Origin of the sequence: Nitrospira sp. (assembly GCA_005116745.1) — a bacterium.
Classification (GTDB): domain Bacteria; phylum Nitrospirota; class Nitrospiria; order Nitrospirales; family Nitrospiraceae; genus Nitrospira_D.
This window is the reverse complement of sequence record SWDS01000009.1, coordinates 172,686-195,203: the sequence shown is the minus strand read 5'-3', so window position 1 is coordinate 195,203 and position 22,518 is coordinate 172,686. Positions and strand designations below refer to the sequence as shown.

Below are 22,518 nucleotides of genomic sequence, written 5' to 3'. Positions count from 1 at the left end.
ATACTGATGCGTCTCCTAAAAATCTTTCTACCTCTTGGCTTGGTCTTGGTTCTTCTCTGTCCCCAAAGTGGCTGGTCACAAACTTCCCAGAAGGAGGCCGAACAAACGGCAGCGCTCTTAGCGACCCTCCTCAATGCAGGGCGTGTCGTCATTGAGCGGAACCAACCGCTGATCAACGATTCAGGGAGAGGCGAGAAGGGATTCACACCTGAGGTGTTTGAACGGCTCATCCTCGATGAATTTCTCCAGCAAACACAGATCGACCTGACACATGCGTCCTCCGCTATGCCCTCGCAGGCGAAAGACTTGTTGAGTCTGCTGCTCATCACAAGCAAAGAAGTGGTGGCGGACGCCCAGTTCGTGATTAATCAGCGCGGGATCGGCTATAAGAACTTTATCCCGGCCACATTCGGAAGCCAAGCCGCGCGGAAATTCTCGAAGCGGTCGAAGGTCACGATTAAACAGGCCGCCCTCGAACCAAGGAATTTGCAGAACGCTCCGGATGAGTATGAGGAGATGGTCTTGAAACGACTTGCGAGCCAACCGTCCTCGACCACCCCGATTGTAGAGTGGCTTGGCGGTGGACAGTTACTCAGAGCTGTGGTGCCGATCTATTATTCAGAGGATTGTCTTGTCTGCCATGGAAACCCCAAGGGAATCCTTGATATGTCCGGCTATCCGCGAGAAGGTGCTCAGGCAGGAGGACTGGCCGGGGCCATTAGTATTCAGATCCCCTCGGACCATCGGTAGCAGTCAGCCCGTGCGGACAGAGGAGAGCGACGGGGTGATCCGCTACCGATGATCGTCGAGAAGCTTAGTTCAAGACCGCAGTCAATTGCGGCCGCGACTCTTCAGTACTCTTCGCTTTGGCCGATTTACGGTCCAGCACTTCTTCCACCCCAGACTTGACGGCCCGACCCCATCGGCTGGTCTGCACCTGCGCCTTGCGGGCATACCGGCCAATGCTTCGACGAGTTTCCACACCGGTCTGTGGAGCGAAGAGGAGCCCGAGTCCTGCTCCAATGACCGCCCCACCGGCAATGAATGCTGCTGCCTTGGCGACCTGATTCCCCTGCTCCGACATGGTGAACCTCCTCATGATGGTAAATGAGCCGGAAGATCGTTTCTGCACGCTTCCTATGCCATGATCATTCAGCATGCTCTGTGCCAGAATCTGAGTCTGAGCAAGAGAGGCGATTCTCGTGAAAAATCACAGGAGGCGTTTTTTGGCAATGAGAAGTGACTAATTTTTGGTCTCTTTTTCTCAACAGGCCGAGACACAGTCGTTTCAGAAAACCAACACTTGAGCTTCCTGCGTGCTTGAAAATCAGCCATGGAAGCTGACTTACCACTGACAAACCTTAGCCATTTCTAATCCTTGTCTCGCTTGCCTTGCATTGACACGTGAGCCCCCGTATGATCCATCGGCAAGTTTTACCGTACGGCGCAATGGGTACCACGGATGATCCAAGATTCGTGTTCCTCTCGTGATATAAGTACCCTCTTACAAAGGACTATTCTGGAAGCACAGTAATGCCCCCCCCAGCCGCCATCCCCTACCCAAATATCGATCCAGTTTTTGTGGCACTCGGCCCCATCCAGCTCCGTTGGTATGGGTTGATGTACTTGATCGGCCTGACTGCGGCGTACTTCCTTATTCAACGAAAAGTTGCCCACAAAGGGTTAGCGATCAGGAAAGACCAGGTCTATGACATGGTCGTCTATGCGGCCTTCGGTGTATTTCTAGGTGGCAGAATTGGCTATACGCTGTTCTACAATTTTTCCTATTACATCCAGAACCCGCTGAAACTTCTGGCGGTCTGGGAAGGGGGCATGTCCTTCCACGGTGGACTTATCGGGACCGCTATCGCACTCATCTGGTTCAGTAAACGGCAGGGCATTCCGACCTATACCATTGCGGACTTAGCGACAGCCGTCACGCCGATTGGATTGGGGTTTGGCCGGATAGGCAACTTTATCAACGGGGAACTCTATGGCCGATCGACGGATGTGGACTGGTGCATGGTCTTCCCGGCAGGGGGCTTCGCCTGCCGCCATCCCTCGCAATTGTACGAAGCCGCACTGGAAGGGCTGACGCTGTTTGCGGTGCTCTGGTGGATCGATCGACGTTCGACCCCGCCTGGTACGATCTTCTGGACCTTCATCACCGGATACGGCATGAGCCGACTCATCGTTGAACTCTTCCGTGAACCGGATCAGCACTTGGGCTTTATCTTCGGACCGATTACCATGGGCCAGATTCTTTCCATTCCGATGGTGGCGATCGGACTCATTATGCTCGTCCTAGGCTACCAGCGCGCGAGGCAGAAGGCTGCGCACGCTTGAAAGTCCTGAGTGCTGGGCAAGGATGCACGTAATGCATTGAGGATGCTTGAAAATCTCTTCCAGCTAGGCCGCAGTGAGCGAAAGGCCGAATCGTACGCGGTTGGTACGTTGAGGCCTTGAGCGAAGCGAGAATGACGCTGGAGAGTTTTTGCAGCATCCTCAATACGGCATGTCGTCATCGTCGAGACCGACATGGTGGCCCAGTTCATGGACAACGGTATCACGCACTTCCTGCACCACTTCTTCAGGGCTCTCACACATGCGGAGGATTGGCCCCCTGTAAATGGAAATTCGTGGCGGCTGCTCCCCTCCTGGCCCAAAGAACGAATCAGCCGCGAGTGACTGACCTTGGTACAGTCCAAGCAAATCGTCTTCACTATCCAGCTCAAGATCTTCACGCACGTCTTGCGGCGGCTCTTCTTCTACAACCACGGCAATAGATTCCATGAGCGTAGCGTAGGGAAGAGGTAGGTCCGCGATCGCCTGCTGAACCAGCTTTTCAAAATCCTCAAATGAGACATGGTCACACCTGGCCATTTCCATTGTCCCTACCCTTACAATTCTACTGCCGTTGCACATCGCAGAAACAGACAGTGAAACCGAACTGAGTCGCACCCGAGGCTCTGCCTGATCGCAGACTTATAGACTTCACTCTGTGTTCTGTACTGCTCAGCCCGCACGGCTGCCTGATCGGCTGATATCGCATCCGTCTTATAGTCGGCGACCCACAGCTCTCCATCAAGCCGGTAGAGGAGGTCGATCACCCCTTCCATGACCTGCCTGTCACCCCACGGTATGACGAAAGGGACTTCTCGGCCAAGGATTTGGGACGACCGGAGACGTTCATAGACTTCCGATCGACCGAACGTCGCAAGAAGATCGTTCACGGATTCAGTGATCGCTTCAGCATGAGGCTGGTCGTCCGGCCCAATGGTTGCCTGTAGGGCTAATCCTACCTGCGCGCATAACCCAGAGGGGTCCTGTGAAAAGTCCCATCGCTCAAGTAGGCGATGCGCCACCACACCAGCTAACCGTCCAACCGCCACATCCTGTCGAGCCGGAGTCGTCTCACGCACAACCCGCGCCAATCGTTTACCCAGCGTTGTCGGCGTCAGATGATGGGGGGTCTCACAAACCTCTGTCCATCGAGCCGTCCTGATCTTCCACCGTTCAGCAACCTCATATGGATCAAGCACTACTGCACTCGCTGCTCTATCCGACCGTCGGCGTGGCCGCTTTCGTTCCGGTGCCTTGATCACTCGATGAGGAATCGCGCTGGCGCCGATCTTCAGAGCCTCCGTCGAGGCGGTTCCGATCTCCCCCGTCCCAATATTCTGCAGCAGGTCAAAGACCGTTTCGCCGATTGAGCGGCCGGTGATCCCTCCTGACAACAGCAACAACTCTTTGGCCCTCGTCATCCCCACATAGAGCACGCGTCGCCGTTCCGCTTCTTCTCGCAGCCGCAGTTTGTGCTGGACCAGCAACGAACCGAGAGACCGATGACGGTCGAGGGAGAGGCCATAGATGCCACTCGACCAATCATAGGAAACCTGTGGTACGCTTCGCTCCCGCCCGCTCCCTTGGTGAAGACCCGGCAGTACAACAATGGGGAATTCCAACCCCTTGGCCTTATGAATCGTTAACACGTGCACGGCTTCGAGCGACTCCTCGGCGAGAGGACTCTCCGATTCGTCCGGTTGTTCATCAAGGCGGGCAATCATAAGCTCCACAAATCCGCTCAAGGTCATGTGAGGTCGATCGGCCAATGACGCAGCCGTCTGTTTGACTTTCAGGAGGTTGGCCACGGCCTGTTCGCCATGGAGTGATGCAGCCGCCAGATCCAGGATCGGCAATCGGTCAAACATCAGCGCGATGGCCTCAGCCAATGGCAGCATGGCAATCACCCGGTGGAGCCATGCCAGATGTTCGTACAGCCGCTGAACAGCCGCCGCGCTGTCATGGGACCACGACCCGAGACTCACGGCCTGGAGGTAATTGAAATGCCCTGCTTGCTTGAGCTCATAGAGCTCCCGATCCGTTAACCCTCCAAGTGGTGAGCGAAGGAGACCGGCTAACGCGATTTCGTCATGAGGGTGATCTAAAACCCGCAACAGATTCACGAGGTCAATCACCTCCTGACGACGATAGAAATGCTTTTCTCCCTCGATGACGTAGGGAATATCGTGCCGGCGCAAGGCATCGAGGTAGGCATCAGCCTGCGTCAGCTTCCTGAAGAGCAACGCGATGTGTCCCGGCTTCACGGAAGGGCGACTCAGGACCTCGTCGTTCAGCCAGCGAGCCAGCACTTCACTCTCGGCTCTCGTCGCCCCCGCTGCATCGAATGTCTCTGCTTCACCATCCGGTCTGGTCACGCTGAGACGAACGCCCGGTTCGATTGACACCTGACGCCGTTGGGGTCGCACCTCCAATCGAACATTCGCTGGCTGAACCAGCGGCTGTCGTTCGAACAACCGATCGAAGACCTCATTCACCGGCTCTAACACAGCCACATCGCTCCGGAAGTTTGTGGTCAACGTCTGAGCCACTCCACCGTCCATCGTGACCTTTTCCACAACGCGGTCGAACGCTTCGATATCGGCTCGCCGAAAAGCATAGATCGACTGTTTGGGGTCTCCCACAATGAAGAGTTTCCCCGGTTCGAGCGTCATCTCATGCCAGTGAGCCGCCTGGCTCCCCTGCCGCTCCGAGACCGCAAGGATGATCTCGTACTGCACCGGGTCTGTGTCCTGAAATTCATCGACTAACACGGCTCGATAGTCCCGCTTAATCCGTTCACGGACCGACGGATGTTCGAGGAGCAGTGTCCGTGCCCGTGCCAGCAACCCATCAAACGAAATCCAGCCCTGCCGAGCAAAGGTTTCACGAATGTTCCGCACAAGCGGTATGAGTAGCGTCACGAGATCGTTTAAGAACGCATGGTCGACCGCCAGGAGCTGTTGCCCCGCCTGGATGAGCGCGGCCGCCTCTTTGAAATCACCTTTCTCCCATCCACCCACGGCGCTCCCGAGATCCTTGCCGAACCATTCTCGCTCTTCCATCGCCAGGCCTTGCCGGCCTGGTAACCCATTGTCTGCCATGAGGCGCATCAACGCCGCCGTCGCGGCGAGCATCTGCTCAACCTTCCGGCGCTTTGGTCGATCGTATGTCTTCAAAAGTTGCTCCGCCTGGTCTCCCATCTGTTGTATCCAACTCAAGACAACGGGTGGCACTGCTGTCGATGCGAGTTGTTGTTGCAGCGTGCCGAGGTCGATCAATTCGCTGCACAAGGACCGGGCCAACGTTCTGACCGTGTCAAGAGTGGTCGATGACAAGACCGATCGCCAGAGGCGATGTTGTTGTCCAGCTCGGCTCAATTCCTGGTCGAGCCAGCAATCCCACGCTGCAGTGAATTGCTCTTCAAACCGTAAGCCGTCGTCTTCCTTGAAATCAGGATCAACTCCGCTCTCTAGCGGGTGGAGTCGCAATAGGTGTCCGGCGAAACTATGAAGGGTGCCGATCTGGGCCTTTTCGAGATCGTTGAGTGCGACCTGCGCACGCGCGGCAATTGCATCAGCGCTGAGTCCATAGCGATCTCGCAGATCTTCCCGCGAGACAGCCCCTCCGTCACCTGCTCGCACCGGGTCAGTCTCTGGGCGAGCCAGCACAACGAGTCGCTCGCGCAGTCGGACTTTCATTTCGGTCGCCGCCTTGTTGGTGAAGGTTAAGGCGATGACCTGCGTGATCAAGACCGGAGCGGGTTCCTTCATCAGCAGATACACGAGGCGATTCACGAGCAACGTCGTCTTGCCTGTCCCGGCCCCGGCCACAACAACGACATTGCGATCGAATGTCGTCTCGGCCAACTCGCGCGCCATACGATCCGGTATCAGGAGATCGTTACTCATCGGCAATTTTCTGTGTACGAAGCATCTTCAACGTTTTCGGCTCAGCCGCACGATGAGCCCTCCACCACGTCGGCGCATGCTCTCGCCGACACGCCACACGAAAGTCACAGCTATCGCAATAGCCGTCTGGAAGAATGAAAAAGCGTCCGGTACGGATGCCGTCCACGAGCGTTCTCAGTGTGTTCTGGATCAGTACCCCGGTATCGGAGGACCACGACATCGTCTCAAAGCTTGAACGGCTGATCGTCGGTGACCACTGAGGAGCGAGAAACAGGAACTGCACCTGGCTCGGAGTAGGCTGGCCAGGAACCGTGAGACCGCTATAGAGCGGTGGCTGCAGCCGATACCCACGGACCGCCGACTGGGCCAAGTTCCGGTCTTCCGGTTTCATCGCTGCGCCGACTTTGAACTTGTAATCGACTACGCGCATCGTGCCGGAGGACCGGTTCTGATCGAGACGATCAATGCGACCACGGATCTTTAACAATCCCTCGTCGAGGACTCCAGGAATCGTCCCTTCACCATCCACTTCAAATGCAAGAGGCTGGTACGGATGCTCGGCCTGTTCCTCCTCGTCCGCCTTCACCGCCGCGATCACCAGCGCCACGATCTGTTCTTTCGCCAACTCCCACAGTAGATGGTGGCCTGTTCGATGTTGTGACTCCAGGTCTGCCGCCGCCTGTTCCACCGACCGACGGATCGTCTGGTCCATCATGTCGTCCGCTACTTGTCGAGTTGGCCACCCAACCTGCACGAGCTGTTCATAGCAACCACGCAATGCGGCGTGGCAGAGCGTCCCAACCAGCGCCGCATCTGGCTCCTGCGACATCGCAACCCGGCTCGGCTCAAGTCGCAGCACATCTGTGGAAAAATATTGGAACGGACAGCGCGCATACCGTTCGAGCGGCGTCGGAGCGAGACCCCGTTCGATGAGCCGCACCCAATGAGATTCGACCGCCCCCGTCATCCCATCGAAGAGATTGAGCGCCGCGCCGTCGTCTTCGATTCGATCGAGCGCCATCGCTGCATGGTGGAACGTCTCCGCATCACGTCCGAGCGCCCGTACCAGATCGGTCGGGTCTTGCCCATTCATAGCCAACCACTGAGTCAGTTCAGCCGGCGGCAGGAATCGTGTCATCGTTGGCTGTTGTGAGACTCGATCCGTCAGACGACGAGGCACCACATCGATCGGCTGCTCATCCTGGCCGAACCGACGGCGCGCGTCGCCGAGAGACGGAGAGGCGGCCAGCATGCGGCCAGATTCATCGGCCCGTTGATAGGACAAGTAGAGTCGCTGAGTGGGAGCCTGACAACAGAGGCGGAAGAGCAAGGTCTCTTCTCCGTAGGCCGTCAGTTTCTCATCGATCTTAAATCCAAGTGTGGCGTCGAGCACGCGCCGATGACGATCGCGCAGAAACGCATCTTCACGAATATAGCGCGGAAACACTTTTTCGTTCAGCCCGAGGACGAACAGGACTTTGAACGGCACTCCGCGGGCCGCCATCACGTCGCAGACCATCACGCCCTGAGATGAACCATCGTGGAGAGGGATCGTCGTGCGCTCGAAGGTATGGGTCAACAGTTCAACAAATTCGGCCCAGGTCATCTCCTCGTTGAGCGGCTCCAACTCCATGAGCGTGGCCCAGATACGGTCGATGGCGGACCATGTCATCGTGTGGCGAGCAAGCGGACCCTCGTCGGTAGTCGATACGGCTGCATCCGGCCGGCGCAGGTGCCGCTCAATGAGTGCTCGACAAGCTGTGACCATCTGACCGATCGTGCCTCGCGATGGCAGGGACGAACAGTCTTGCGTGAGCTGTGAGACCACCTGCCAAAACAGGCCGATCACCTCCGGCGCAATGGCCAGTGAATCAACAAGGCTCTCCTCACCATCAATCACCACTGCAGCTTGGCTCACCTGTTCCAACCGTGTCCACGCCTCAACCCCGTGCGTAATGTGCAGCGCTTGGACAAGCATCTTCCACTGTTCTGGCCGATACGACGCCGCCAGCTCATCATATAAATCGGTGACGTAGAGTGGAGACGTCACGACATCGAGAACTGACGTGCGATAGAAATCGTTCAACGGCAGGGAGGCTACCTGCAACACGAGCTTGCAGATCGGTTCCTGAATCAACGGCCTCAATGCCGTCGTACGAAAGGGAATACGATGGCGATCGAAACTCGACTGAAGATAGAGGCTATAGGGATCGAGCGTCCGGGCGATGACACCGATTTCATCGAATCGATACCCGTTGGTTTCGATCAGATCGAGAATGGTTCGGCAGGTTGCTGCCAATTCTTCTTCCGCGCCAATTACGCTCCGTATGGTGAGTTGGGCGTGATCGTGCGCCACCGTTGACGATTCCTGTTCCAACCGGATCGTCACATCGTCCGACATCACCAGCGACTGGATATGGCGATCGAAAAAGCGCCGAGCAAACCCAAACGCCGGGTCATCCTCCAACGGAAAAAACAAGGTCGTGTCCTTCGCACGGCTGATCGCTTCAAAGAGGGACAGCTGCACCTGCGTCAGGTCATAGAACCCATAATAGAACACGGCCTTCAACGGCTGGAGAAACGTAGCAGTCGGAATGAACGGAATGAGGGCTTCGGCCAGATCGTCTTGCGTCCCAACCCCGAGGGTCTTGCCCACTTCCTTCACGGCCGCATAGAGCGACAGGAGCGCGCCGAGCCACTCCCGATCATCATCCTCGAAATAGCCTTCACGGAGACCTTGCAACGCTTGCGCAGCATCGACGCCGGCATCCTTTAAATCACGGATCGTCGCCCAGAGCGCGCCCCACGTCCCAGAGGATTGTCCGATTCGTTGCAACGGAGCCTGGCTGGTGAGCTTGCTGTGAACAATGTGACGGACGAGTTGTTCAAAGAAGAGCTCGTCAACGATGCGCGGCAGTGGGTAGTCGACCCGTACGTCTCCAGCCAGCCGCAGGGCCAGTTGATGGAAGGTCAAGACGTGTACGTTGAAGAGCGACAGCCGGTGTTCGACAGCGAGAACGGTGCGAAGGCGATCGGCGAGTGGCTTGGACGGAACGAAGATTGCGATCGGCGCAAGCGGATCAGTCGCCTTGACGCGTGTGAGTCGATGGACGAGAGCAGATTCAAGAGTAGGATGAAAGCGACCCGTGACGACCTGCAACATGGCGAGTCATTGTACGCTACCCGGTCTCCGGCCCCAAGAGCTCACCGTTGCAGTCAACGCAGGCCCAATCGCCGTCGATAAACGACATGGGGTCGGCGCAGATTGGGCAATCCGGCGGAGGCCCCTTGGCGATGAGTGGAAGATCCGGGAGCTCGTTGTCATATTCGTCCATGGCTCCCCTACCCTTCTCGCTGTTTGATCTTCAACTGAATGGCCTTCTCCGCGCTTTCTCGACTTGGGACACCGACGAACGTCAGGCGCCCATCGATGATCGTCGCCGGCACCGCACGGACAGAATGACGGTCGGCCAGCTCCTGGCCGTCCTTCGTGGTGATATCCACTTCACGATAGGAGAAGCTGTACTTCACGCGTAACTGTTTCCACAGACTTTTGGCCGATGGACAGGCTCCACAACTTGGCGACACGAGTAATGTAATGTTTGGCATGATGTTTCTGAAACAAGTACGAAATGATTCTGTTGCTAAGATCTTAGCACCCGCTGAAAAGACGGCGCAAGGACGGCATGTCCCAGCCTGTAACTAGCCCACCACCTGTCAGATCTTTGTAGCACTGGCGGAGTACATCTCCTGACCGAACCTTGAAGGAAAAGCACAGACAAGCTACTATCAACCACTCTTTTTCCACCAGATCTCCTCGGAGAGATCGAGGCCCTCGTGTCAGACAACCATTTTAGTCCATCAGTCGCAACAAGAGGCATTCAGCTTCCGTTGATCGCGCCTCTCCGACATCCACCTTCTGCATCAGCAGCTGAGCCAAAAGGGGTCGTCTACACAAAGCGTTGGGTCGTTGAACTACTTCTGGACTTGAGCGGCTATTGCTCGAATACCAACTTAGTGGACAGCCTGGCCATCGAACCAGCAGCTGGCGATGGCGCGTTTCTCGGTCCCATGATTGAGCGCCTCGTACAGTCGTGCGGAAAGCTTGGTCGGTCGCTGTCAGAATGCCACAATTCCCTGCTGGCCTATGAGCTAGATGAGGATAGCGCGGCGCGCGCGCGCGCGACTGCCCAAGAGATTCTGATTCATCACGGCGCACCCAACCCTCTGGCAAGGCGATTGGCCGATACATGGGTGCGAAACAGAGACTACCTTCTCGACGCCAACCACAGACAGGCCAATTTTATTATTGGAAATCCTCCGTACGTACGCCTGGAGGATATTCCAGAAGAAACGGCCTCGGTCTACCGGAGTGCGTATCCAACGATGCGAGGTCGTGCCGACCTCTATGTGGCGTTCTTCGAAGCCGCACTCCGGCAGTTGCAAACGGGCGGTGTTTGCGCCTTCATCTGCGCAGATCGATGGATGCGTAACCAATATGGGACTGAACTACGCCAACTGATTAGTTCGGCGTACAGCGTCGAGATACTCCTCAGTATGCACCACGCCAATCCCTTTGATGATGACGTAGACGCCTATCCCGCTATCACGGTGATTCGGCACGCAATACAGCAATCCACCATTGTGGCAAGCGCTGATCAGGATGCGGAAAACATTCAACCAGGACAATTGGCAACAACGCTCCAGACAACCAGCCAAACCATCCTGCCTCAGGGCATTCATCGAGCCGTCGTACATACATGGTTCAAAGGGTCAGACCCCTGGCCCTGCCATTCGCCGGAACAACTGGCACTCCTTCGACGGCTAGAAGATCAGTTTCCTCCCCTTGAAATGAATGCCAAGGTCGGGATCGGCGTGGCTACGGGGAACGATCGAGTCTACATCACAACAGATGCAGACCTGGTAGAGCCTTCCCGCCTGCTGAAGCTTGCCCTTGCGAAAGATCTGACGGACGGAACGGTGCGGTGGTCCGGACACTATCTCGTGAATCCATGGAACCACGATGGGCTGGTCAATCTGAAGCCCTATCCCAAGTTGCAGGCCTACTACGAGCGACATGCCGAAGCCCTGAAGAAACGCCACACTGCGGAAAAAAGCGCCGACAAATGGTACAAGACGATTGACCGCGTCACCCACACGCTCACCCATACACACAAACTGTATGTTCCAGATATCAAGAACACCCTCGAGCCGGTCTTAGATCGAGGCGAAACATATCCTCACCATAATCTGTATTTCATTCAGTCGGATGAATGGGACCTGGAGGTACTCGGTGGCATCCTGCTGTCGAAGGTGGGACAGTTTTTTGTCGAATCCTATGGAGTCCGCATGCGAGGCGGCTACCTACGCTTCCAAGCGCAGTACCTGCGCCGTATCCGCGTCCCTGCGCCACAGTCCTTGTCGAAGATCCAGTCCCATGAATTGAGAGACGCCTTCCGTCTTCGTGACAGGACCCGAGCAACCCAAGCAGCGTTGGATCTCTATGGAATCAACGCTCGCACGCTGGAGGTTGCGCTTGAACATTGATAAGAGATTGCAAACCGCCGTCCAAAGCTACTGGAACGCCCGCAGGAAAAATAAAGAGAAGCAGGTTCAGTCAGGGAAAATCGATGCCGGAACCAGAGGTGAGGTGACTGGAGGGACCCAGATGGGTGCCCTGGAAGTCTTGGTTTCGGACATTCTGTGCGAAGCCGGATTGGAGAAGGTCGATATCCGCACAAGAACCGCGCTTGAGCTACCGGGGTACTTCAGAGCCACGAAAAAATGGGATCTCATCGTCGTCTCCAACGGCGCTCTGGTCTTGGCCATGGAGTTTAAGTCCCAAGCCGGCAAGTCGATCGGCAACAATGTGAACAATCGTTCGGAAGAAGCAGTGGGCAGCGCCAAAGATATTTGGACAGCCTTCCGAGAAGGCCGCTTCGGTCAAGCGCCTCCTCCTTTTCTTGGCTATCTGTTCCTCTTAGAAGATCGTGACAATGTCAAAATCCCTGTCGCCAACAAGGAACCATACTTCCAAGTAGACCCTGAGTTCCGGGGCGAAGCACATTTCCAGGATACAGCAGCCCTCCGGCGGTACAAAGGCGTCTCCTACAGCAAGCGCTACGAACTTCTGTGTCGCCGCCTGGTGTTAGAGCGCCTTTATACCTCAGCCTGTTTCATGATGGCCACGAACTCCACAAAAACAAAAATCACGCAGCCAGCTGAAGACCTGAATTTCCAGCGCTTCGTGGCCGCCCTACGAGGCCACGTCGTCACATTTCTGGGAAGCCTCAGTAAATAGCTAGACCTCACGCGCTAACAAGGCAATCAGAAATATAGGATGTCCCCGTTTTCTGGCCCCGATTGCATGCGGACGCGTCTCCACCCTATTAACGATTTTGAGATCGGTGCTAAACTCACATCCTTTTGCTTATGCATGATTCAAGATCCGACCCCAACTCTGCTTTTCACTGTGGAAAGATTTAGGAGACAGGCGTATGTTACGTGTATCACCCATGGTCACCCGCATCTCGTATACCCTCCCGTGGCTGGCCGCCATCCTACTACTCTGCAGTCCCTTAACGCACGCTGAAGAAGGCCGAGGAGATTCGCCTCCACTGCGAGTCTTGACCTACAACCTGCTGCATGATGGAGCCTGGTCAGGATTCTTCGAGAGCGGCACCCATCTCGAAGAGCGGCTCGACCTGTCCATTCAAGAACTGAAGCGTTTGCAACCTGACATCATTGCACTTCAAGAAGCGTCAGACAGCCGAAAGCATGGCAACGTGCCGCAACGAATCGCTGAGGCACTCGGATACCAAATGGTGTTCGCTCCTGCGACCGAACATATCTTCGGCATTGGCTTTGTGGATCGGCTAATCACCTCAGCCATCGGCTTCAAAGAAGGACCGGCCATCCTGAGCCGTTATCCAATCGTCGCTTCAGAAGTCTACGACCTGCCTCGATGCCCACGTCGCATGGACCCTCGCATTCTCTTGCGAGCCGAGATTAAGGCTCCCGATGGGCCGACCCAGGTCTTTTCCGCCCACACGTCGAAAGGCGACGAATGCCAACTCCAACGAGTTGGCGAACTGTTCCGTGAACATCGAGGAACCGGGCGAGCCTTTTTGATGGGCGACTTGAATACCGGAGAGCAATCTCCAGTCCTCACCGAATGGCAGAAAGAGCCAGGATTCATCGACGCCTTCCGGATCGCGAATCCGGGAGTACCCGGAGGAACGGTCTGGCAAAACATCCAAGTCGAATGGCCCACTGCCGATCGCCGTGTCGATTTTATTTTCCTATTTGATGGAAGTACCAATGGAAGCTCGGTCGTGCGTTCAAGCCGTCTGGCATTTGACCAGCCCGGTCGACTCCCGAACGGCGACGCACTTTGGCCCTCAGACCATCGCGGTGTATTGGCCGAAATCGGAACCGCTCCTTCTGGAAACGGACCAACCGAAGTGGCCATCGAAAAGCCGCCCATATCTCCCGTGAACCGCGTCCGTCAATCGATTCGACGCGGGCCTAATCCCGTTGATCCCTTATCAAGGGTTAAGTATAAGAAGTGATGTGTCCTCTCGCCCACCCCGAGCCCCTGAAACAATCGGAGTTGGGATCCTATCGGCTCCGGATTGGAGATTGCCGTGTGGTCTTTGATCTGCAAGGCCAAGAGATCGTCGTCTTGCGAGTTGATCACCGACAAGAAATATACAAACGCTGATTCAAACGGACTGCAGCTGTTTCAGAACACAATAAGTCAAAACTCAATCCAGACCCCCACCATCTCCGTCCATACTCAAGCCTAACCACAATTCAGGTTTACTCCGCTCAACCGTCTGTCTGCGTTGGAATGATATTCTCGTTGCGTTCATGACGGAAGGCGATAGAATCACGTATCCAGCGATGTGGGCTCAGCCCCAGGATATAGTCCCGCAGTCAAGATCTCCTTCACCGCACTCTCTTTTTGAAGGCAATAGACTGTGGCAGCGTGAGTCACCTGCATGAAGATAATTCATGAAGCAAGTTGCTGACCCCAAGATCCTACAGGCGCAACCTTGCCTGGTCACTTAGACAATCAAGTGAAAACTAAAGAAGCATCACTTCGGCGGTTAAGCCAAGCTGGTGAGATTGTGAAGCACGGCGATTCATGTTCGGAAATTAAGTGAGGCAGCGCATTCTTTGAATTTAGGCTAACGATATAAGGCAGTTAGCTGCCATGCAAGACCAAATTGACCCAGTATGGATCGAGCAGTCAGCCGGTGACTTGCATCGAGAATCTAGACTGATCTAGACCTGAGGAATTGGCCTATTGTGTGATCGATTGTAGCCACCGGTGCCGACGCGAGCTAGATAGACCATGAAAAAATGTGGTGCCCTTCTTCTAATGATCGTCTGTGCAAATGGTTTCGCCGTTGATGGGCAGACTGCCCAAACCTCCGTTCGGTCGCCACAACAAGATGCAGACACTGCTGAAGCAAAAGATCTCCTTCGTCAAGCAAGCACGCTCGCTTCCCAGATCAATCTCGCCGGGTCGAACTCAGGATCTGATATGAGGACTACGCAGTTGGTCCGTCAAATCGTACACGCTCAGGCTATGGCCGGTGATATTGACGGAGCACTAAAGACAGTATCAGTATTCTCTGAAAGAAGCGGCAAGCCTTTAGAACAGAAAGCGATTGCACTCGCCCTGGCAAAGACAGGGCGAGTGTCTGAAGCACTAGGCATTTCCAGTGTGAGTGATCTTGCGACCTCTGGCATCGATCCCATTATGGAAGCGTTGCTGAAAGGTGGCTATACCCCATCAGTATTCGCAGCCTTAAATGATCTCCCCTCGAATGAGGGGAAAATCATTTTCCTGGCACGGATCGGCCGAGCGCAAACCAAAGCCGGGGATGCGGCGGCACTACAGACATTCCAGCAAGCTCTTCAGCTCGCCACTTCCACCATCGATTTTGCGAGGATTGCGAAGGCTCAGCACGAGGCAGGCGATCAGGCAGCAATGGCCAAGACCTTTCAGAGTGCCACGGAAAAGATTCTGTCCAGCAAGCCTAAAATCAGAACACCGCACGACAAATCGACGGTTGAGGGTTTGGTCATCATCGCCACGGCACAGGCGTATTTTGGTGATAAATCAGCAAGCGAGCAAACACTCGAGCTGGCTTTGGAAGATACACGTAGCCTTTACAAAGGAGAAACGGCCATTGGCGCACTAGACTTGATTGCACAGGTACAGGCCAATGCCGGCAACAGCCGTGGCAGCGCAGACACATTCCGCAAAAGCCTCGAGTTGGCCGATACCCTACCAGAGGATGGACGGTGGTACCCATTAATGCGAATTGCCCAGGATCAGATTTATGCTGAGCACTTCACTGCAGTTTCTGAAACGCTCCAACAAGCGATTCAGAGCGTGAAAGTCAGCACAAAGAGCCTCGACGTCACGAAGAATGATCTTGAGAAGTTAAAGAAGATGAGAGCAGGAGTGCTAGAAGCGATTGCTCTTATTGCGGCAGTAGCAGGGCAGGGAGAGATGGCTCTAGACATTGCCGAAAGTGTTGATCTTGTAAGCACCAAGCTGAAGACCTTGAGCCATATCGTCAACGCTGTCCATAAGGTCAAGCGAATGCAAAGTCCCTCCAAAATTCTTCTAAGACTGTCACGTGCCATAAAGAGAGTAGCCGACGATCCAGGGATTCAGGACACTAAAGGCTTAATTAATGTCGCCGTCGTTCAGGCGGGCATAGGCGAACTGCCACTAGCAGTAACCACCGTTGAAAAGATCCAGGAACCCAAGTCGTGGCCAGGTGCCTATGACTTTATTTTGAGAATACTCATTGAAGCAAATAATTGGGCCGGTGCCAGGCAAATAGCCGATAGGTTACCTAACGATTACTACTCTAAGCCAGATCTTTTAAAGAAGTTGGTCAAACACCAAGCTAAGGCTGATGGGGTCAAGGACATGCGGGATTGGTGCTTGCGTCAGAACACAGCCTTTCTCCAAGTATCTTGCTTGCTCGGAATAGCAGAGGGCATTTTAGAACGATCTGAGATCGAAGTGTTGGTTGAAAACCCCTTAAAAAGATTTGGGCTAGCCGACTGAAGATTGACGGTCTGCTGATGGCGGCGGATGCCCCACTTCTTTCCTGGACATGAAGATTGGGGTTACGTCTTGTATTAATACATCTCGCGTGCTTTTTCATCAATGCGCTGACACTCGCCTCATGATAGTGGCTGGTGTTCCACGAATTCTAACCTATGGTCCGGCATGCGTATTGACTTATTTGAAGCCGGAGACCGCATTGAAGTGGTGATGATTCCCTCGTCCCGCAGCAATCAGCCGCGAATCAAAAGCGGCTCCGTTAGACACTGTCCTAGGCCGTCGCGATTCACCTTCGGATCTCTCCCTCGTACGTCTCACATATTCAACGGAAAATCGCTGGTTTGACTTCCTGGCTAGGAAGGATCAGCATGCCTCATCCCATGTAGACAAAGAGGTGTTCTGTGACTCCCTGCTAGATCTCGTTAACGCCATTATAAGACCCCGCTCCAGAACAACCCCACGCCCTCCTGGTTCCCATCACCGCGAGGGCGTTCTTGTGTCTACATCTCTACCCTGCGTCGACAACAAGCCCAATCATTTTATCTGTCTTGGAAGGAGACCGCGATGACACGCTTAGCCACACTCATAGCCGGACTGATTTTTGGATCACCAGCCCTCGCATTAGCGGCAGAACACAGTGCTAGCTATCGAGGGATTGGGTTGATCTACTTCGTCTTCATCGGTGGCATCCTCATTTATGGGGTAAATGATGCCTTCGGGAAAAAGGCCATGTATGTGGCAACCCCATTTATTCTCGGATGGTGTTATTGGATGCTGCCGCCGAACTGAGCCGAGGAACAAGATAGACTGAAGCACCACGGTCTAACGACCGTGGTGTCTGTTGTTTCGTACTCATTACTCTCCGCTCCACTCCCACCCCTACAGATCTCATTGTGACAAGCTACATTGACACTGGTTCAAGAGTTGATGACAATGCCACAGGCTAGCCACATCGCAACAGATTCCTTAGGCTGGAAATTCAACCCAGATGAGTCAAATTCGAAGATTTAGAATGACCGCCTTGGCCGAGGGGAGTTCTTTTTTTCTGCTGCTATTCGTAGCAATGCCGATGAAGTATCTGATGGGGATGCCGAGGGTAGTAACCGTCGTGGGAGCGATTCACGGAATCTTGTTCTTGGCTTATGTCGCCCAGTTGGCCATGCTCCGGACTACGCACCAATGGGACAACAAATTTTCCTTCTATGCTTTTCTGGCCTCTCTTCTCCCATTTGGGCCATTCCTGTTCGATAAACATCTGCGCGAGAAAGAAGCTGCCACGGAAAAGCCTTATCGTTTGCCATCGTAGCCCCGCTCTTTCCACCGCTCTAATAGTTGAATCCGTTTCTTGAGCTGCTCGATTGTTGCTTGATCGACGCGGCTCCCAGTGCGGGCAATCAATTCTGCGTTGAGTCTTCGATGATCAATTCCACTTGTTCGCGCAAGACTGGTGACCAACAACCGGTGGAGATCTCGCAGATCTTCCTTCTGTTGGTGGAGGGATACAGCTGGTTCAGCAACGGTCGTCGCATCGGCCTCCCCTTTCGCCTCGTCTTCGCCGATCAGACTATCCATCCTGGCGACGGCCATCAGCGGCATGTATTCGTTCGTTGAAATCGTCACACGGTCGAAGAGGTCTCGTTGCCCGGCCGGCATGATGTCTTCTAAGACGTGATCGCGCTCCGCCTTAATCTGCCTCGCATAGTGCACCAGGACCGGATCTTTGGGCAGATACAGCCAGGCCCGCTGCGGTTTAGGCAGGCCCTCCTGCATCCGCACGAACCGGCCGACTACCTGACGGAAATACATTTCCGTGATCACGTTCGTCCCATAGACGCCGACACGGAGTCGAGGGATATCGACGCCTTCGCTCACCATGTTGACGGCCACCAGCCACTGCTGCTTTTTGTGACTAGCGAATTCCTCAATGGTGCGCGAGGCCGCAGGATCGTCCGAGACGGCTACTTCCGCCTTTGTCCCAGTGATACGGGCAACCAGGTCGGCCACCCAGCGCGCATGGTCCTGATCCATGCAGACGATTAGTCCGCCGGCATCCGGTTGCTCTTCCTTCCGAAGACGTGTCAGTTGCGCATGGGCGTCGGTGATCACTGGCCCAAGCCACGTGTCTTGCAGAAGCGCCGTCTTCAACCGTTCCCGCTGGCGATTGAACTTCAGCCCGTCTTCAAACGTGGCATGATGCTCACGGCCTTCCGACAGCCAACTCAGCTCGCCTTCGTAGCTCGGAAAGACAATGGGTCGGCAGACGCTATCCCGAATCGCATCGGTGTACCCATACGAGAAATTCGCCCGGCTTTCTCCTTGTTCATAGTGAATAAACGGGATTGGATTGTTGTCCGAGCGAAAGGGCGTACCAGACAGAATCAGTCGGAACACCGCCGGCTCGAACGCCGAGCGCAGCGCCTTCCCCCAGTTCTTCCCATCGCCGGCGTGATGTAACTCGTCAAAGATGAGCAACGTCTTCTTGTTCTTGCAGACCTGCAGGAAGATCTCCGGGGCCAGACAGACTTGCTGATAGGTCACCACCGCGCCGTGATAGTCCGGCGCCTCAGCAGCTTGTTCGTTGGTCAGCGCCGGATCAAGCTGCAACCCAATCTTCCCCGCCGCATCCGACCATTGTGTGCGGAGATGATTCGTCGGGCAGACGACCAGCACCCGGACCGCGGCCTGTTTCGCCAGATATTCATGCACTACACGCAAGGCAAAACGTGTCTTGCCCGCAGCAGGAGTCGCCATCGCCAGAAAATCTTTGGTCTGATGGGTACGGACCGCCGAGAGCGCACGGCCCTGCCAATCGCGAAGCGGCGCCGTCCAAGCAGGCAAGGTCTTCATAGCCAATTCATGCACGCGGACTGTTGGTGGCTGAGTGATGGCACAGAGAGGAGGCCAGTTAGTCCAGCCAGTCTTTTTCCTTGAGCTTCCTCGGCAGATACTTCTTCGTCAGGTATTGAAAATCCTTATTGGCCAGCGCGTCGAGTTCGTACTTCAGCCCACTCGCGAGCATGCGCTTGATCTCCACCTGCCACGCTGGCTTTTGGAACCACTGGTAGTTTAACAATTCCTTGGCACGTGCGATATCCTTCTCATTCAGCTTGATTCCGACATTGCGCGGCAGTTCGTAGCGCTCTGGATCAGCACTCGACAGGCCCACGAACTTGGCTTTTGGAATAGCCATCCGTTCGCTCTCAAAGGCCAAATTGATCGAGCCCTGTTTGACGACGGAATAGATGTAGTACCCCCAGGGATCGTTATCGACCAGCACATAGACCGGCAGCCGATGTTCTTCGTGCAGCCGACAGGCTAACCGCCGCACACCCCGAGGGGGCTGACCGTTTCCAGTCAGGAGAATACAGTTATAGCGCCGCCAGAACTTGTCCTCCGAGAGCCGGTTCCACTGAGTTCCCTTTTCGACAAGCAGCAGGAAATCTGCCGTACATCGCCGGATCTCCAAATACTCCGGTTCAACAATCGATGGGACCGAGTACCCGCCCTTCCCCAACTTCGAGCAATCGACACGATCGCCATCATCACCGAAGACCACCGGCCCCACGATACTGCCTCTGTTTTCCGCACTGACATGGAGCTCTTCTCGAAGCGTCGCAAGGGACACCTCTAAATCTTCAATGACCGGATCGGATTCGTCCTGTGCATCGAAGGTATTCTCGTGAGAATCTTTGATCGTGTGTTTCGTGCGGTAGTAAATTTCTCGAAGCGAGGTGGTGAGATCAGCCCGCTGTAACTCGGAGAGGGCATCGGCGACCAGCACCGTCTGCATAAATCTCTTCGCCATGCCAACATTGAAAAACGACCGCTCCTGCTTTTTACCTCCCATCTCGATGAGGCCCTTCTTTTCATTGAAGAACACATTCGAGAGGGCACGGATGGGAATCTGAAACGTCGGATCTTTTGACCGCTCGGCCGCTTGGATCACGATATCCGCCAGGCTGATCAGTTTTTTTTCGACTACGGTTGTCTTCTTCACTTTCGTCGTCGTCATAGGGTCCTACTTTTTCCTGCGAGGAACGGCTGTCTCTGCCGACTTGACCGACTTCTTGCCAGGCGTCTTGCCCGTGTTAGGTGTATTGGCAAAGAGCGCTGTCTGATCTGACTTCTTTTTTGCTCTCTTGGGAACCTGTTCAGGGTCAACCGGCGGCAAGGTCTTCCCGTTCTTTGCACGCGTGCCGATCGGCATCGCGTCGCCGAGAAGATCAGTCTCTGTTGTCGGCCTCGCTGATGACTGATGAGCCTCGACCTGAGTGGCCAATTCCGCCTCGCCTTCTATGCCATCCGCCGTCACGATAATCGAATGCGGCAACCCTTCTGGTCCCGCACTGGTCTTCCCCAAGGCTTCGTCGGTTTTCTGGCCGCCCGTCCGAGACGTCGCAATCTTCTGGAGCTGTGCCTTCAACTTTTCCTTCGGCAGCGTGCCTCCCTTGAGCCGATTACACGCGTCGACGACTTCCTCGATATACAGCTCAAAAATATTCCGTCGCCGAAATTCGCTGGCCGCCCGTTCGCGTCTTCGAATGAAGAGTCCCAACCGCCTGCCGCACTCGCGAAGCGCCAGCGTGATTTCTTTTTGGATTTCGTCGTAATCCGCAATCGCTTCCTTGGACTCACTGGTAAACGGCACCCAGACCGACGCCATGTGCACAAAGATCACCATCGGGCCACCCGGCAGGGCTCCACGCGACTGCGTCAAGCCATAGTTTTTCCAGGTCGTGCTCAGGACGGCTTTGAACATCGAACAGGCTGATTGCTGATACAGCAGCGGCACCCGATTCGCGTAGCGGATCACGCGGGCGAGCTCCGAGTCTTCCTCTTCATGCTCCCCTTCGGCCTTGGGCATGGCTGGCTGCTGCCGCTTGTTTTCATCTTGAGGCCTATTGCCGTAGGCCAGTCCTGCTTCGATGATGAACGGATTGCCGCGATACACCCCCGGTGGGCGACTGACAGCCGTGTAAAACTCACCCTTAATCTGCTTATAGAGTCCTGAGAGGATCGCCTTCTCGCCGATCGGCGAAATACAGTTGGTCGGCGGCGCCATGATCTTTGTTTCTTGTAGTGTCTTATACAGCGTCTCCGCTACTGGCCCCTTCAGCTCACGAGGCTTGACGTTCGGAGACACCTTGGCGGCTTTGCAGATCTCATCAGCGAGTTCCGGAGACACGCGGCAAAAATCGGCAGCGAGAAACCCGGAGAGCGCGTGGCTCTTCGTGTCCTGCAACATCTTGAGCAACATACCGAACTCAATACCGTATGGATGGGGCTTGATCTCACGGGGTTGTGGTGGCAGCTCGTGGTAGGTGCGCGGATATTCCTTCGTTTCCTTTTCGGGCGTGTGATAGATCAGCCTGACGTGCGGATTGGCGATCGAGGTCTGCTCCAGCCATTCATCGACCGATGCGCGGCCCTTCTGATACTTACCTTCGACTTCCAGCGTAACCTGCGTGCCTTGTGGCTGCTCCCAGTCGATCTGTTTATTCTCGTGAACCAACGGCTCGTTCTTCTTCGTATCAATCTGGACTTCGAAGAAATGCGCGGCAGCCTTCGGACCAATTCGGGAAATAATTTTGACCGGCTTGCCGGTCGTCAGTTGTCCATACATTCCTGCGGCGGAAATACCGATCCCTTGTTGTCCACGGCTCATCCGCAACCGGTGGAACTTGGACCCATAGAGCAGCTTCGCGAAAATCCGGGGAATCTGCTGGCGCACGATGCCGGGGCCATTGTCCGTCACCGTGATACGAAATCGACTCGCCTGGCTGGGTGCCACCGGCTCCCCGTTCGACACCACCTCCAGCTTGACCGTGACATCCGGAAGAATTCCCGCCTCTTCACAGGCATCGAGTGCGTTATCGACCGCCTCCTTGACGCAAGTCAGTAGCGCCTTGCGTGGATTGTCGAAGCCGAGCAAGTGCCGGTTCTTCGTGAAAAATTCCGAGACAGAGATTTCCCGTTGACGCGCCCCCATCTCAACCGCAGTGACTCGTTCCACCGGCTTGGCGGCAGCTTTCGTCTTTGCGGCTGGTTCGTGGTTTGATCGAGGAGCGGAAGATTTCGATTCAGGATCTGACGCGGACTCTTTCTTTGGTGCCATTCAACCTCTCATGAAACAACCATTCATTGTTTGGTACCACAAAACATTCGCGG

At 55.2% G+C, this 22,518-nt stretch carries 17 protein-coding genes; 9 read left to right on the top strand and 8 right to left on the bottom strand.

Going from position 1 to position 22,518, the window contains the following annotated elements; genetic code table 11:
- The first annotated feature begins 6 nt into the window (after positions 1-6).
- The gene (locus E8D52_14070) at positions 7-750 is read left to right on the top strand and encodes a DUF3365 domain-containing protein (GenBank protein ID TKB66811.1); all 744 of its coding nucleotides are present in this window, start codon (positions 7-9) and stop codon (positions 748-750) included.
- A gap of 64 nt (positions 751-814) precedes the next feature.
- Here the strand turns inward: E8D52_14070 and E8D52_14065 are convergent, their stop codons facing one another.
- Complete coding sequence (locus E8D52_14065; protein ID TKB66810.1) at positions 815-1,084, bottom strand: YtxH domain-containing protein; 270 nt, start codon at positions 1,082-1,084, stop codon at positions 815-817.
- A gap of 467 nt (positions 1,085-1,551) precedes the next feature.
- On the opposite strand from E8D52_14065, the gene E8D52_14060 reads away from it, so the two are divergent.
- Complete coding sequence (locus E8D52_14060) at positions 1,552-2,346, top strand: prolipoprotein diacylglyceryl transferase (protein ID TKB66952.1); 795 nt, start codon at positions 1,552-1,554, stop codon at positions 2,344-2,346.
- Positions 2,347-2,505: 159 nt separating this feature from the next.
- Here the strand turns inward: E8D52_14060 and E8D52_14055 are convergent, their stop codons facing one another.
- From E8D52_14055 to E8D52_14040, 4 genes are all read right to left on the bottom strand, one after another.
- Positions 2,506-2,883, bottom strand: coding sequence for a metallopeptidase family protein (locus E8D52_14055; protein TKB66809.1), 378 nt, complete (start codon positions 2,881-2,883; stop codon positions 2,506-2,508).
- Between the two features lie 17 nt (positions 2,884-2,900).
- Positions 2,901-6,251 carry a hypothetical protein gene (locus E8D52_14050; GenBank protein TKB66808.1) on the bottom strand — a complete coding sequence of 1,117 codons (3,351 nt, stop codon included), beginning with the start codon at positions 6,249-6,251 and terminating at the stop codon, positions 2,901-2,903.
- On the bottom strand, positions 6,244-9,414 hold the full coding sequence (locus E8D52_14045; GenBank protein TKB66807.1) for a hypothetical protein: 3,171 nt from the start codon (positions 9,412-9,414) through the stop codon (positions 6,244-6,246). The genes E8D52_14050 and E8D52_14045 overlap by 8 nt, the downstream gene beginning before the upstream one ends.
- A gap of 179 nt (positions 9,415-9,593) precedes the next feature.
- On the bottom strand, positions 9,594-9,860 hold the full coding sequence (locus tag E8D52_14040; protein ID TKB66806.1) for a thioredoxin family protein: 267 nt from the start codon (positions 9,858-9,860) through the stop codon (positions 9,594-9,596).
- Positions 9,861-10,088: 228 nt separating this feature from the next.
- Between E8D52_14040 and E8D52_14035 the strand changes: the two genes are divergently transcribed.
- The 7 genes from E8D52_14035 to E8D52_14005 all read left to right on the top strand — a co-directional run bounded on the left by E8D52_14035 (position 10,089) and on the right by E8D52_14005 (position 17,656).
- Complete coding sequence (locus E8D52_14035) at positions 10,089-11,798, top strand: SAM-dependent methyltransferase (protein TKB66805.1); 1,710 nt, start codon at positions 10,089-10,091, stop codon at positions 11,796-11,798.
- The gene (locus tag E8D52_14030) at positions 11,788-12,552 is read left to right on the top strand and encodes a restriction endonuclease (protein TKB66804.1); all 765 of its coding nucleotides are present in this window, start codon (positions 11,788-11,790) and stop codon (positions 12,550-12,552) included. The genes E8D52_14035 and E8D52_14030 overlap by 11 nt, the downstream gene beginning before the upstream one ends.
- A 196-nt stretch (positions 12,553-12,748) precedes the next feature.
- Complete coding sequence (locus E8D52_14025; GenBank protein TKB66803.1) at positions 12,749-13,822, top strand: hypothetical protein; 1,074 nt, start codon at positions 12,749-12,751, stop codon at positions 13,820-13,822.
- A complete protein-coding gene (locus E8D52_14020; GenBank protein TKB66802.1) occupies positions 13,822-13,974 on the top strand; it encodes a hypothetical protein in 153 nt (50 codons plus the stop codon). Before E8D52_14025 ends, E8D52_14020 begins: the two co-directional genes overlap by 1 nt.
- Before the next feature lie 636 nt (positions 13,975-14,610).
- Positions 14,611-16,350: a hypothetical protein gene (locus E8D52_14015; protein TKB66801.1), complete on the top strand. Its 1,740-nt coding sequence runs from the start codon at positions 14,611-14,613 to the stop codon at positions 16,348-16,350.
- Positions 16,351-16,914: 564 nt separating this feature from the next.
- A complete protein-coding gene (locus tag E8D52_14010; GenBank protein ID TKB66800.1) occupies positions 16,915-17,139 on the top strand; it encodes a hypothetical protein in 225 nt (74 codons plus the stop codon).
- 199 nt (positions 17,140-17,338) lie between these two features.
- A complete protein-coding gene (locus E8D52_14005; protein ID TKB66799.1) occupies positions 17,339-17,656 on the top strand; it encodes a DUF3817 domain-containing protein in 318 nt (105 codons plus the stop codon).
- On the opposite strand, the gene E8D52_14000 is transcribed toward E8D52_14005, so the two are convergent.
- Genes E8D52_14000 through E8D52_13990 form a run of 3 tightly spaced genes read right to left on the bottom strand, consistent with a single transcriptional unit; the run spans position 17,638 to position 22,339 of the window.
- Positions 17,638-19,197, bottom strand: coding sequence for a DEAD/DEAH box helicase (locus E8D52_14000; GenBank protein ID TKB66798.1), 1,560 nt, complete (start codon positions 19,195-19,197; stop codon positions 17,638-17,640). The genes E8D52_14005 and E8D52_14000 overlap by 19 nt on opposite strands.
- A 58-nt stretch (positions 19,198-19,255) precedes the next feature.
- Positions 19,256-20,362, bottom strand: coding sequence for a DNA topoisomerase IV subunit A (locus tag E8D52_13995; GenBank protein ID TKB66797.1), 1,107 nt, complete (start codon positions 20,360-20,362; stop codon positions 19,256-19,258).
- Between the two features lie 6 nt (positions 20,363-20,368).
- Positions 20,369-22,339, bottom strand: a complete 1,971-nt coding sequence (locus E8D52_13990) for a DNA topoisomerase VI subunit B (GenBank protein ID TKB66951.1) — start codon at positions 22,337-22,339, stop codon at positions 20,369-20,371.
- Positions 22,340-22,518: the final 179 nt, after the last annotated feature.